The 12,921-nt window shown below is 73.0% G+C and carries 9 protein-coding genes; 7 read left to right on the top strand and 2 right to left on the bottom strand.

Annotated features, from left to right (window positions below; all coding sequences use genetic code 11):
• Positions 1-1,215, top strand: a complete 1,215-nt coding sequence (locus tag ACIOFR_RS17060) for an amino acid deaminase/aldolase (RefSeq protein ID WP_400997581.1) — start codon at positions 1-3, stop codon at positions 1,213-1,215.
• A 58-nt stretch (positions 1,216-1,273) separates the two neighbouring features.
• On the top strand, positions 1,274-1,696 hold the full coding sequence (locus tag ACIOFR_RS17055; RefSeq protein ID WP_400997578.1) for a hypothetical protein: 423 nt from the start codon (positions 1,274-1,276) through the stop codon (positions 1,694-1,696).
• Between the two features lie 153 nt (positions 1,697-1,849).
• Here the strand turns inward: ACIOFR_RS17055 and ACIOFR_RS17050 are convergent, their stop codons facing one another.
• Positions 1,850-2,911, bottom strand: coding sequence for a DUF2510 domain-containing protein (locus tag ACIOFR_RS17050; protein ID WP_400997575.1), 1,062 nt, complete (start codon positions 2,909-2,911; stop codon positions 1,850-1,852).
• Between the two features lie 151 nt (positions 2,912-3,062).
• Between ACIOFR_RS17050 and ACIOFR_RS17045 the strand changes: the two genes are divergently transcribed.
• The 5 genes from ACIOFR_RS17045 (at position 3,063) to ACIOFR_RS17025 (ending at position 9,446) form a co-directional block, all read left to right on the top strand.
• The gene (locus ACIOFR_RS17045; RefSeq protein ID WP_400997572.1) at positions 3,063-3,833 is read left to right on the top strand and encodes a gamma-glutamyl-gamma-aminobutyrate hydrolase family protein; all 771 of its coding nucleotides are present in this window, start codon (positions 3,063-3,065) and stop codon (positions 3,831-3,833) included.
• A gap of 250 nt (positions 3,834-4,083) precedes the next feature.
• On the top strand, positions 4,084-5,115 hold the full coding sequence (locus ACIOFR_RS17040; RefSeq protein WP_400997569.1) for a cation diffusion facilitator family transporter: 1,032 nt from the start codon (positions 4,084-4,086) through the stop codon (positions 5,113-5,115).
• A gap of 710 nt (positions 5,116-5,825) precedes the next feature.
• On the top strand, positions 5,826-7,817 hold the full coding sequence (locus ACIOFR_RS17035; RefSeq protein ID WP_400997566.1) for an esterase/lipase family protein: 1,992 nt from the start codon (positions 5,826-5,828) through the stop codon (positions 7,815-7,817).
• A 65-nt stretch (positions 7,818-7,882) separates the two neighbouring features.
• Complete coding sequence (locus tag ACIOFR_RS17030) at positions 7,883-8,794, top strand: 5'-3' exonuclease H3TH domain-containing protein (RefSeq protein WP_400997978.1); 912 nt, start codon at positions 7,883-7,885, stop codon at positions 8,792-8,794.
• Positions 8,795-8,918: 124 nt separating this feature from the next.
• A complete protein-coding gene (locus ACIOFR_RS17025) occupies positions 8,919-9,446 on the top strand; it encodes a GNAT family N-acetyltransferase (RefSeq protein ID WP_400997563.1) in 528 nt (175 codons plus the stop codon).
• 85 nt (positions 9,447-9,531) lie between these two features.
• On the opposite strand, the gene ACIOFR_RS17020 is transcribed toward ACIOFR_RS17025, so the two are convergent.
• Positions 9,532-12,402, bottom strand: a complete 2,871-nt coding sequence (locus ACIOFR_RS17020; protein ID WP_400997561.1) for a DEAD/DEAH box helicase — start codon at positions 12,400-12,402, stop codon at positions 9,532-9,534.
• Positions 12,403-12,921: the final 519 nt, after the last annotated feature.

Below are 12,921 nucleotides of genomic sequence, written 5' to 3'. Positions count from 1 at the left end.
ATGGCCAACCTGCCGCCCGCCCCGGGCCCCGCCTCGGACCGTGCCCGCTACGACCGGGCCACCGCCCACCTCGACGCACCGCTGGCCATCGTCGACCTCGCGGCCTTCGACGCCAACGCCGCCGACCTGGTCCGGCGGGCGGCCGGGAAGCCGATCCGGGTGGCCAGCAAGTCGGTGCGCTGCCGGGCGCTGCTGGAACGGGTGCTGGGCATGGACGGCTTCGCCGGGATCATGAGCTTCACCCTGGCCGAATCCCTCTGGCTGGCCCGTTCCGGCTTCGAGGACGTCCTGCTCGCCTACCCGTCCGCCGACCGGTCCGGCTACGCCGAGCTCACCTCCGACCCCAAACTGGCCGCCGCCGTCACCGTCCTGGTCGACGACCTGTCCCAGCTGGACCTGATCGACCGCGCCCGTGAGGGCACCGAGGAGGTCCGGGTCTGCCTGGAGCTGGACACCTCCCTGCACCTGCTGGGCGGCCGGGTCCGCGTCGGCGCGCGACGCGCCCCGATGCGGACGCCGGAGGAGCTCGGCGCCTTCGCCGAACTGGTGCACACCCGGCCCGGGTTCAGGGTGGTCGGCCTGATGGCGTACGAGGGGCACGTCGCCGGGGTGGGCGACCGGATCCCCGGGCGGCCGCTGCGGTCCCGGGCGATCCGGGTGATGCAGGCCAGGTCCAGGACCGAGCTCGCCCAGCGGCGGGCCGCGGTGGTGCGGCGGCTGCGGCAGGTCGCCGAGCTGGAGTTCGTCAACGGCGGCGGCACCGGGAGCGTGGAGAGCACGGTGGCCGAGCGGGCGGTCACCGAGGTGGCCGCCGGGTCGGGACTGTACGTGCCGCGGCTGTTCGACAACTACCGCTCGTTCCAGGGCCGTCCGGCCGCGCTGTTCGCCCAGCCGGTGGTCCGGCGGCCCGGCGTCGGCGTGGTGACGGTGCTCGGCGGCGGCTACCCCGCCTCGGGCGCGGCCGGGCCGGACCGCTCCCCCGTCCCGTACCTGCCCACCGGGCTGCGCTACGACCCGCAGGAGGGGGCCGGCGAGGTGCAGACCCCGCTGCTCGGCTCCGCCGCCGACGACCTGCTGATCGGCGACCGGGTCTGGTTCCGGCACGCCAAGGCCGGCGAACTGTGCGAGCGCTTCGCCGAGTTGCACCTGATCGAGGGCGACCGGGTGACCGACACCGTGCCCACCTACCGCGGTGAGGGGAAAACCTTCCTCTGACGTCGGTGGCCTGCCCTAGGCTGACGGCCAGTCCAGAAGTCGAGCGGGAGGGGCGGTTGTGGAGGCAGAGATCGTCGCACTGGCCACGTCAGGAGCGACCACACTGGTCTCGCTGATGGTGACCGAGCTCTGGTCGGAGGCGCGCGGCCGGTTCGCGTCGCTGTTCGGCCGTCGCAGCGAGGACGTCGGCGCGGACCTCGACGAGGCCCGGGCCGAACTCCTGGCCTCCGACGACCCGTCGGCCGTGGCGGCCGGCACGGAGGCCGAGTGGAGCAACCGGCTGCGGCGGGCGCTCGCGGCCGACCCGGCGGCCGCGGCCAAGCTCCGGGCACTGCTCGACGAGCTCAGCCCGGCCGCGCAGGACCCGGCGGCGGGCCCGTCGGTGCACATCACCAACGTCCACAACACCGTGGAGAACGGCCGGTACCACGGCACCGTGATCCAGAGCGGCAACATCCAGAACCTGCACACCGGGCAGTGAACACGTTCCGGCGGTGAGGCCGTCCGACGGTGCGACGGCCCCGGTCCCCGGCAGGAGTGCCGGGGACCGGGGCCGTGCGGTTCGCGCGGCACGTGCGGCGGGTGCGGCGGGTGCGGCGGGTGCGGTTCGCGCGGTGTCGGCGGCGGGTGCCGGTCAGGTGCGGGTGCCGCCCGAACCGCCGTCCGGGCCGGGGCCGTCGTAGGCGGCGATGCCGGTGACGATGGTGTCCATCACCTTCACGTCCGGGGCCTTGCCGTCGATGTCGAAGCCCAGGTGCACGGTGGTCAGCTGCTTGCCGTCGGCGGTCGGGAAGACCACCGTCTCGACGTAGCCGTCGTTGCCCTGCGCCGCGTCGACCTTCCAGCGGACCAGGTACCCGCTGTGGCCGGCCACGGTGACCTGCTCCGACTTCAGCTCCTCGTGCGACTTGACGTCCCCGTAGGACTCCTTCACCGCGTTCACGATGTCGGCCTGGGCCGCCTGCTTGGCGTCGGTGCCGGCCAGCTTCCCCGTCACCACGCCGCCCAGTGAGCACGAGCCGGTGCCGTCGGAGCAGGTGTACGCGCCGATGGTGAGGGCCGCGAAGCCGTCCGAGGTGGTGCCGCCCTTCCAGCCGTCCGGGACGGGCAGACTGATCCGGTTCACCGAGTCGACGGCGGGCCCGCCGGCCTTGCCGCCACCGCCCGGGCCGCCCTGGTTGGGACCGCCGCCCTGGCCGCCGCCGCGACCGCTCCCGGGGCCGCCACCCTTGCCCCCGCCCCGGCCGGCGCCCTCCCCGCCGCCGTCCGTGCCGCCGGGGCCGCCGCCCGGACCTCGGAGGTCCTGGGAGCCGGGACGCCCGCCCGGACGGTCCACCGCCCGGTGGTCACCGGAGCGTCCGTCCATCACCAGGTAGGTCACGCCGGAACCGACCGCCAGGCCGATCAGCGCGGCCACCGACGCGGCCAGCAGCACCGCCCGGCCCGGGCCGGTCCGCACCTTCGCCGCGGGCGCCTGGGCGGCGGCGAGCGGCAGCCCGGGGTACTGGACGGTCGGCTCGGTGCCCAGGACGTGTCCCTCCAGCACCCGGTCCTCGGGGCCGCCGGCGGCGTCCTCGACCTGCGCGGGCCGGGTCGTGGTGGTCCATCCGGTGCCGTCCCACCAGCGTTCCGGCCGCGGGTCGGTGGTCGTGTCCTTCGGGTCCGGGTACCACCCGGCGGGAATCTGCTCGCTCACGCCAGAGAATCTAGGCGCACGCGGGTAAACACGGAATCAGCTCGACCTGAGAACGGTCTTTCCGCGATGAGATTCCGATGAGAAAGACACACCCCTCACCCGGATCGCCCCAGCAGCCGCGCCGCGCCCCGGGAGGCGGCAGAATTCCCGCATGACCCAACGGCCCGTCATCGGCATCAGCACCTACCTCACCACGGCGGCCTGGGGCCGCTTCGACCGCCGGCCCGCGGTCATGCTGCCCGAGCGCTACCCCGCCCTGGTCCGGGCGGCCGGCGGCCTGGCCGTCCTGCTCCCGCCGGACGCACCCGAGCACGCGGCCACCGCCGTCGCCCGGCTGGACGCCCTGGTCATCGCGGGCGGCGAGGACGTCGATCCGGCCCTGTACGGCGAGCAGCCGCACCCCCGCACCGAGGCCGTCGCCCCCGAGCGCGACGTCTGGGAGGCCGCCCTGCTGCGGGCCGGGCTGGCGGCCGGGGTACCGGTGCTCGGCATCTGCCGGGGGATGCAGCTGCTCAACGTGGTCCGCGGCGGCTCACTGGTCCAGCACCTCCCCGACCGGGTGCACCACGAGGGCCATGCGGGTGGTGAGGGCAGCTACGGCCGGCACCCGGTCCGGCCGGTCGCCGGGACGCTGCTGGGCGGCCTGCTGCCGGAGGAGAGCGTCGTGGTGCCGACCTCGCACCACCAGGCGGTGGACCGGCTCGGCGAACGGCTGACGGTCGGCGCCCTGGCCGAGGACGGCACGGTCGAGGCCGTGGAGGACACCACCGGCGGCTGCTTCGTCCTGGGGGTGCAGTGGCACCCCGAACAGGGCGAGGACCTGCGGGTGATGCAGGCCCTGGTCCGGGCGGCCGCGGCGGCGCGCCCCGCCGCGCCGGCGCCGGCCGTGGCACCGGCCGCCGTGCCCGTCCCGGTCGGCTGACCCGGCGGCCGCACGGCTCGGCGTCCTCGGCGCGGAACTCCCGTACGAGCGGGTGTCCGCACGGCGGTGCACGCGGCCGCACGCAAGGCCGTACGCAAGGCCGTACTGACACCCGTGCGACCGCCCGTACGGCCGTCCGACGGGAACGACAACGGTCACCAGTGCAGCCTTTGGATCTTCGTCCGATCTGGGGTTCACTTCGTGGACGGGCAGTTCGTCCCGGCGACGAAGCGTGCGGGAGAGGATCTCGATGGGCGGCCACGACCACCAGCACGACCACCAGGGCCAGGACGGCCACGGCGGGCACAGCGGGCACTCGCACGCGGTGGCCGCCGACGCCGACCGCCGCTGGCTGCTCAGCGCGCTGGCCCTGATCGTCGTCTTCATGGCCGGCGAGGTGGTGGTCGGCTTCGCCGCCCAGTCGCTGGCCCTGATCTCGGACGCGGCGCACATGCTCACCGACGCCGCCTCGATCGTGCTGGCCCTGATCGCCATGCGGCTGTCCGCCCGGCCGGCCCGCGGCGGCTACACCTACGGGCTCAAGCGGGCGGAGATCCTCTCCGCGCAGGCCAACGGCGTCACCCTGCTGGTGCTGTCCGCCTGGCTCGGCTACGAGGCCGTCCAGCGGCTGATCCACCCGCCCGAGGTGGCCGGCGCGCTGGTGCTGATCACCGCGCTGGTCGGCATCGTCGTCAACATCGCGGCCGCCTGGTGCATGTCCCGGGCCAACCGCAGCTCACTGAACGTCGAGGGCGCCTTCCAGCACGTGGTCACCGACCTCTACGCCTTCATCGCCACCGCCGTGGCCGGTGCGGTGATGCTCGTCACCGGGTTCGTGCAGGCGGACGCGATCGCCTCGCTGATCGTGGTGGTGCTGATGCTCAAGGCCGGCGTCGGCCTGGTCCGGGACTCCGGACGGATCTTCCTGGAGGCCGCCCCGGCCGGCATCGACCCGGACGCCGTCGCCGACCGGATGGTGGTCGACCCGCAGGTCGAAGAGATCCACGACCTGCACATCTGGGAGATCACCTCGGGCCAGCCCGCCCTTTCGGCCCACATCCTCGTCACCCCCGGGGGTGACTGCCACGCCGTCCGCCGCCGGCTCCAGCGCCAGCTGCGCGAGGACTACCGGATCAGCCACAGCACCCTCCAGGTCGACCACGTCGGCGAGGAGGAGTTCGACGGACTGCTCCAGATCACCGGCCCCGACGCCGCCGAACCCTGGGACCACTGCGCGGACGCCCACGGCCCCGTCCACCGCAGCGGGCCGCACGAGCACTGAGATCTGCACCGCTGAGCCGTCGTCAGACATGAGCGGTTGCAGGCCTGCAGAGCCGGACGGATGCTGGATGTGACAGGCACATCCTCTCTTTCGGCGCCGAAGCAGGTTCACCCCCGGCTCTGAGAGGCGGGTGACGGCATGAAACGCCTCACCGCAGCGGTGGCGGCGCTCACGACGGCGGTGGTCATCGGCTGCGGCGCGTGCGCGTCGGCCCGGTCAGACCGCCCTTCCTCCCCCACCTCGTCGCTGTCCTCGGGCAGCGCGACGGCAACCGCACCCACCCCGCTGTCCGGGGGAACGGCCGCGCAACCCGGTACGGCGGCGGGTACACGCTCCACGGGATCCCACCAAACCGTCTCACCTTCGGTCGGCGGCTCCACGGCCGGCGGCTCGGCTGCGACTCGTGGCGGGAGCCCGTCACCACGCCCCACGGACTCTCCGACCGGGCCTTCGGACGCACCGCCCGCAGAGGCGGCCAAAGCCGTCGCCGACACCGTCTCGCAGGACCCTGCAGCCGTACGGGCCGCGCTCGTCGGCAGCCTGGCCGATTCGGTGAACGCCGACACCTTGGCACCGCCCGGTACGCGAATCGACCTCTCCCCGGGCAGCTGGCACCAAGACGGCGACCGAGCCACCCTGGCAGCCGTGGTGTCCGTTCCGGGGCAAGCGCCGGCTCCCGTGCTGATCTACCTGATCCGGGAGGAGGGAGGATGGCACGTCCTGATGACCGAATCCCGCTGATCCTCGGATGCGTTCTCGCTCTCCTGCTCGCCGTACTCCCGTGGACTCCGGCCACCGCGGTCACGGCGTCGGCCACCTGTCCCAGCGCGCCGTCGGCCGTCACCACCGGAACCACACCTGTGCTCTTCGTCCACGGCATCAACTCCGGTCCCGCCGCCTGGACCAGCGGCACGGTCGAGGGATCCCATCTGGCGCCACTGCCCTACGTGGTGAGTCAGCTCGGAGCCGACCGGGCCACCGGCTACACCTTCGACTGGTCGGACAGGGCCGGGCCTCCTGGCGGCCCGATCCCGTGGGTGGACGACAAGCCCTCACCGCCCGCCAGTGGTGAGCACAGCACCGGCGACCGGTTGGCCGAGGCGATCCACTGCCTGGCCCAAGCCTCCGGACGGCCGGTCGTGATCGTCGCCCACTCCATGGGCGGACTGCTCACGAAGTTCGCGAGCAACCAACACCCCGAGGACATCGCCTCGGTGTTCACCCTCGGTACGCCGTTCGAGGGGGCGCCGGTGGCCGACGCGGGGCCCGCGGCCCACGGCATTCCAGCCTTCCTCGACGACGGCCTCTCGTCCTTCTGCTGGCAACACGTCGACCAGCTGCCCTGCAAGGCGTACCTGGAACGCAACGACTCCGGGATCACCGGCATGCGGACCGACGCATCCGCCAAGGTCAGAGCGCTGCCGAGCTGGCCCCAAGGCCTTCCGGTGTACACCCTGGCCGCGGACACCCGCGGACAGTGGCGGCCGGTCTGGCCGCTCCCGGTGTCCCTCGACCTCGGGGGCGTCGGCGACCTGGTCGTCGGTAAGCAGTCGCAGAATCCGTCCGGTGCCGGCTACACACGCACCTGCGAATCCAGCCTCGGCACCTCCGGCCCACAGGTGCTCTGGGCCTCACTGGACCTGGTCTGCGCTCACTGGAACGAGCCCAGATACCGTGATCTCCTGGACCAGGTGGTCGCCACGGTCAGGGACCACCCGTCGACACCCTCGCCGAGCCGGTCAGCCACACCGGTCGACTGGAACAACCGAACCTACGGCCTCACCTGCTCCGACACCGTCACGAGCCCCGTGCCGGTGGCGGTCAGGGACGGAAAGGCGACGGTGCACGGTCCAGGGATCGGCTCGGCCGACCACTGGGACGTGCAGGTCCAGCAGACCGCCGCCGGCTCCCTCGGCCCAGCCGGCGAGGTCACCGCGGTGCTGTTCTACTGCAGTCCGCAGCCGAGCAACTGGTACGTGCAGGAGATCCGGGTCTACCGAACGGCCGACGGCACCGAGATCGGACAGGTACCGATGCCGGCCGCCGACAGCACCGGGCCGGAACTGCCCCCGCAGTACCAGCCACCGTCGCTCACCGTTGACCACGGGCGCGTCTCCGTGGAGGCCAAGTTCTACGGGCCGGGCGACAGTCACGCCAGCGGGCCGTCCATCGACCGCCACCTCAGCTGGACCTGGGACGGCCGACGGTTCACAGCGGACGCAGGCAACAACCCGTCAGCCGGAGCGGCCACACCGGGCGTCCTCGGCGATCAGCACGTCACTGTCGACGGAATCGGTCCGCTCACCCTCGGGATGAGTCGCGCCCAGGCCGAACAGGCGGTCGGGGCCCCCATCCCCGACGCCGGCCTCGCCTGCGAGGACCTGGCGGTGGCCGGTGGGCCCGACGGGCTGGCGCTGCGGTTCGTCCAGGACCGGCTGGTAGCCGTATCGGTCCGGCAACCGGCGTCAGTTTCCACTGCCTCAGGGATCAAAGTCGGGAGCCCCGCTTCGGCGGTCGAGAAGACGTATGCCGGTGAGGTAGGTCCGGCCCATGTCGACAACAGTCTGGACGAACTCGTCTTCGCGCCGTCGGCGGCTCGGTTCGCCGGAAAGGTGATCGTCTTCGACGTCACCGGTGGCCAGGTCAACGGGTTCAGCGCGGGCCTTCGGGAGTGGGCCTACCTCGGGCCCTGTCCGCACTGAAGCACAGCCACCACCGTTGTGTCCGTCCGGTGCGGCATGATCTGAGGGTGACCGCACCCCGACTGATGCTGCTCGACACCGCCAGCCTCTACTTCCGCGCGTACTTCGGCGTGCCGGAGTCCGTGAAGTCCCCCGACGGGCAGCCGGTGAACGCCGTCCGCGGGCTGCTCGACTTCATCGCCCGGCTCGTCCACGACCACCGCCCGGACCACCTGGTGGCCTGCATGGACGCCGACTGGCGCCCGCAGTGGCGGGTCGACCTGATCCCCTCCTACAAGACCCACCGGCTCGCCCCGGAGACCACCGGGAACGAGGAGGAGGTCCCGGACACCCTGGCGCCGCAGGTGCCGGTGATCGAACAGGTGCTGGACGCCCTGGGCATCGCCCGGGTCGGCTGCCCCGGCTACGAGGCCGACGACGTCATCGGCACGCTCACCACGCGGGCGGCCGGGCCGGTGCAGATCGTCACCGGCGACCGCGACCTCTTCCAACTGGTCGACGACGGCCGGGCGGTCACCGTGCTGTACCCGCTCAAGGGCGTCGGCAACGCCCAGGTCATCGACGAGGCCGACCTGCGCGAGAAGTACGGCGTCACCGGCGCCGAGTACGCCGACATGGCCGCCCTGCGCGGCGACGCCAGCGACGGGCTGCCCGGCGTCAAGGGCATCGGCGAGAAGACCGCCGCCCAGCTCATCCGCGAGTACGGCGACCTCCCCGGCATCCGTGCCGCGGCCGCCGATCCGCTCTCCAAGCTCACCCCCGCCCGCCGCAGGAACATCCTCGAAGGCGCCCCCTACCTGGACGTGGCCCCCACCGTCGTCCGCGTCGCCACCGACGTCGCCGTCCCCGACCTCGACCCGGCCCTCCCCCGCGAACCCCTCGACCCGATGACCCTCGAAGACCTCGCCACCCGCTGGGGCCTCGGCGCCTCCCTCACCCGCCTCCTCGACACCCTCGCCCAGGCGGGAACCGCGTAGCGCCTGCGGTTCTGCGAACCAGTGCCCCGGCAGCTCGGCCGGCGCGGCGGCGCCCCACGTGAAGGCGGTACCCGTTCGCCGGGTGGCCGAGCCGAGGAGGCGCACGACACGGGAGGACCACCGCGTGACCGTAGAGCTCCGCCACCACACCGACCTCACCGCCCGGGCCCGCCGGGACCTGGTGGACGTCTACGCGGAGGTGCGGGCACCGCTGCTGCACCTGGCCAACTACCGGGTCGAGGCGTTCGTCGGGCGCCTCGACCGGCATGTCGGCGAGCCCGGCTTCGGGCTCGTGCTCGGCTACGACGGCGACGTCCCGGTCGGGTACGCCTACGGCAACACCGTCGACGCCGGCGACCGGTACTGGAGGCGCATGGCCGAACCGCTGCCGGCGGGCTTCACCGACACCCCCGTGCTGGCCGTCAAGGAGATCGGCGTCCGCACCGCCTGGCGCGGGACCGGCACCGCCCGCCGGATCCACGACGAACTGCTCGCCCACCGCGCCGAGGGCCGCGTCACCCTCATGGTGAATCCGCTCGCCGGGGACGGCAAGGTCCGGGCCCTGTACGAGACCTGGGGCTACCGGGCCGTCAACAGCCAGCGGCCCACGCCCGACTCGCCCCGGCTCACCGTCATGGTCCGCTCGCGCTGACCCCCGGGGGCGCGCCACCGCGCGCGGCGGCAGGGCGCCGGTAGGTGCCTGCCGTCGTCGCGCGGTCCCCGCGCCCCCGGGGCGGTCAGCCGACCGAGGAGTAGGCGATGATGCCTCGGCGCAGGCCGTCGACGGCCTTGCGGGCGGTGGAGCGCAGGGCGGCGTCCTCGCCGGCCGCGTCCTGGATCTGGCCGAGGACGTCGATCAGTTGCTTGGTCCAGCGGACGAAGTCGCCGGCCGGCATGTCGGCGTCGCGCAGGACCGAGTCGAGGTTGTGGCCGAGCGCCCAGCGGTAGGCGGCCCAGGCGAAGCCGAGGTCGGGTTCGCGCTGGCCGACACCTTCGGCGGTGGAGATCCGGTGCTGTTCCTCCAGGGCGTCGAGGTGGCCCCAGATCCGGACCATCTTGCCGAGTGCCTCCTTGGCCGCCCCTTCGGGGACCCGGGGGGCGGTGGCGTCGTCGGACTGCCGGGCCTCGAAGACCAGCGCCGAGGCGCAGGCCGCGAGTTCGGCGGCGGCGAGGTCGGACCAGACGCCTTCGCGGATGCACTCGGAGGCGAGCAGGTCGAGCTCGCCGTAGAGCCGGCCGAGCCGCTTGCCGTCGTCGGTGACGGTGTCGCCGGTGAGGTAGCCGAGGTCGGTGAGCAGGCCGCAGACGCGGTCGAAGGTGCGGGCGATGGTGTGGGTACGGGAACGCATCCGGCGTTCGAGCAGTTCGGTGTCGCGGTGCAGGCGGTGGTAGCGCTCGGCCCAGCGGGCGTGGTCCTCGCGCTCGTCGCAGCCGTGGCAGGGGTGGCGGCGCAGTTCGGCGCGCAGTTCGGCGATCCGGTGGTCGTCGGCGGCGGCGGTGCGGCCCTTGCGGTAGCGCTCGGGTTCCAGGTGGCCGGCCTTGGTGCGCAGGGCGGAGGCCAGGTCGCGCCGGGACTGCGGGCTGCGGGGGTTGAAGGACTTCGGGATCTTGACCCGTTCCAGGGCCTGGACGGGGTACGGGAAGTCGATCATCGCGAGCCGCTTGACCTGCCGCTCGGCGGTGAGCACCACCGGGCGCGGGCCGTCCTGGTAGTCGGGGTGGCGGCTGGTCCGCGGGGAGCGGCTGACCGGCGGCAGTCCGGGGTCGAGGACGAGGGCGAGGCCGGCGAACTTGCCGGTCGGGACGTGGATCACGTCGCCGGGCTTGAGCTGCTCGATCGCCTCGACGGCCGCGGCCCGGCGCTGGGTGGTGCCCTCGCGGGCGAGCTCGTTCTCGCGGTCCTTGAGGGCTCTGCGCAGTCCCATGTACTCGTCGAAGTCGCCGAGGTGACAGGTCATGGATTCGCGGTAGCCGTCCAGGCCCTCCTCGTTGCGCTGGACCTGGCGGGCGATGCCGACCACCGAGCGGTCGGCCTGGAACTGCGCGAAGGAGGTCTCCAGCAGCTCCCGGGAGCGGTGCCGTCCGAACTGGCCGACCAGGTTGACGGCCATGTTGTAGGAGGGGCGGAAGGAGGACCGCAGCGGATAGGTGCGGGTGCCGGCGAGGCCGGCCAGGGCCTCCGGGTCGAGGCCGCGCTGCCAGAGCACCACGGCGTGGCCCTCGACGTCGATGCCGCGGCGGCCGGCGCGGCCGGTGAGCTGGGTGTACTCGCCGGGGGTGATGTCGGCGTGGGTCTCGCCGTTCCACTTGACCAGCTTCTCCATGACCACCGAGCGGGCGGGCATGTTGATGCCGAGGGCGAGGGTCTCGGTGGCGAAGACCGCCTTGACCAGGCCCTTGACGAAGAGCTCCTCGACGACCTCCTTGAACCTCGGCAGCATGCCGGCGTGGTGGGCGGCGATGCCGCGCTCCAGGCCGTCCAGCCACTCGAAGTAGCCGAGGACGTGCAGGTCCTCGTCGGGGATGTCGGCGCAGCGCTGCTCGACGATCTCGCGCACCCTGGCCCGGTCGGCCTCGCGGTTGAGCCGCAGGCCGGAGGTGAGGCACTGCTGGACGGCGGCCTCGCAGCCGGCCCGGCTGAAGATGAAGGTGATCGCGGGGAGCAGGCCCTCGGCGTCCAGCCGCTCGATGACGTCGACCCGGCCGGGGGTCCAGATCCTGGTGGGTCGGCCGGTCGGCATGGAGCGGCCGCGGCCGCGGGCGAACCGGTCGCGGCCGCCGCGGTCCTGCTCGGATCGGGCGAGGCGGACCAGTTCGGGGTTGACCGCCTTGGCGGGGTTGCGCGGGGCGTCCTTGGGGCGGCCGTCCCGGTCGGGGCTGGCGAACAGGTCGTACATCCGGTTGCCGGCCATCACGTGCTGCCACAGCGGCACCGGGCGGTGTTCGGAGACGATCACCCTGGTGCCGCCGCGGACGGTGTCGAGCCAGTCGCCGAACTCCTCGGCGTTGGAGACGGTGGCGGACAGGGAGGCCAGCACGACGGACTCGGGGAGGTGGATGATGACCTCCTCCCAGACCGCGCCGCGGAAACGGTCGGCCAGGTAGTGGACCTCGTCCATCACCACGTAGCCGAGGCCGTCGAGGGCCTGCGAGCCCGCGTACAGCATGTTGCGCAGGACCTCGGTGGTCATGACGACCACGGGCGCGTCGCCGTTGACCGAGTTGTCGCCGGTGAGCAGGCCGACCTTGTCGGCGCCGTAGCGCTTGACCAGGTCGCCGAACTTCTGGTTCGACAGGGCCTTGATCGGGGTGGTGTAGAAGCACTTGCGGCCGCCGGCCAGGGCCAGGTGGACGGCGAACTCGCCCACGATGGTCTTGCCGGACCCGGTGGGGGCCGCGACCAGGACTCCCTCGCCGGCCTCCAGTGCCTCGCAGGCCTCGATCTGGAAGGGGTCGAGGGGGAAGTCGTACAACTGCTGGAAGCCGTAGAGGGCGGTCGCCTGCTCGGCGGCCCGGCGGCGGGAGGCCCGGTAGGCCTCGGCGGGGCTGAGCTCTTCTTCCGGGCCGGTGAGCTGCTGGTCACTGCGGCCCGGCATGGCGCTGTTCATCGGCGTCACCTTTTCTTCCCGCGGGCGGACGGCCCCGAGGGGCGAGACGGGGGCGCAGACGGCGACGCCTGCGGCTGCGGGGCCGGGGCTTGGACGGCCGTCGGGGCGCAGCGGATGTGGTGGGTGTTGTGGTGATCGAGCATCTCAGCGAGAGATTACCCGCCGGGACTGACATCGATAGCAACGATTTTTCGAAGGGCCGGGGCCCCGCGGCGGGGGGTGGGTCCTCGGCGGCCCCGTGGGCACGGATTCGGCCGGCCGTTCGACCACCTGGAGCGATCGATCCTGCGCAGCGCGTCACGGCGCGGGGCCCGGAGGTGGTGTCCCGGGGTGACCGCCGGGGTGGCGGCCACGCTCGATCAATCAGATCCGGAGTTGCTGAAGTCTTCATGCGGCTCGATCACGCCGCCGATCGCTCACGATCCGATCGGCTGCGCTCAGTTCTGATCATCGCGCCGCGTCCGGCCGGGCCCGTCCACCACAGTCGGAGCACTCGCCCCGCCATCCCGGCGGCGCTCA

This window comes from Kitasatospora sp. NPDC088346 (assembly GCF_044740765.1).
Lineage (GTDB): Bacteria > Actinomycetota > Actinomycetes > Streptomycetales > Streptomycetaceae > Kitasatospora.
Note: the sequence above shows the minus strand (reverse complement) of the source record. Positions and strands in the feature narration are given on the sequence as shown.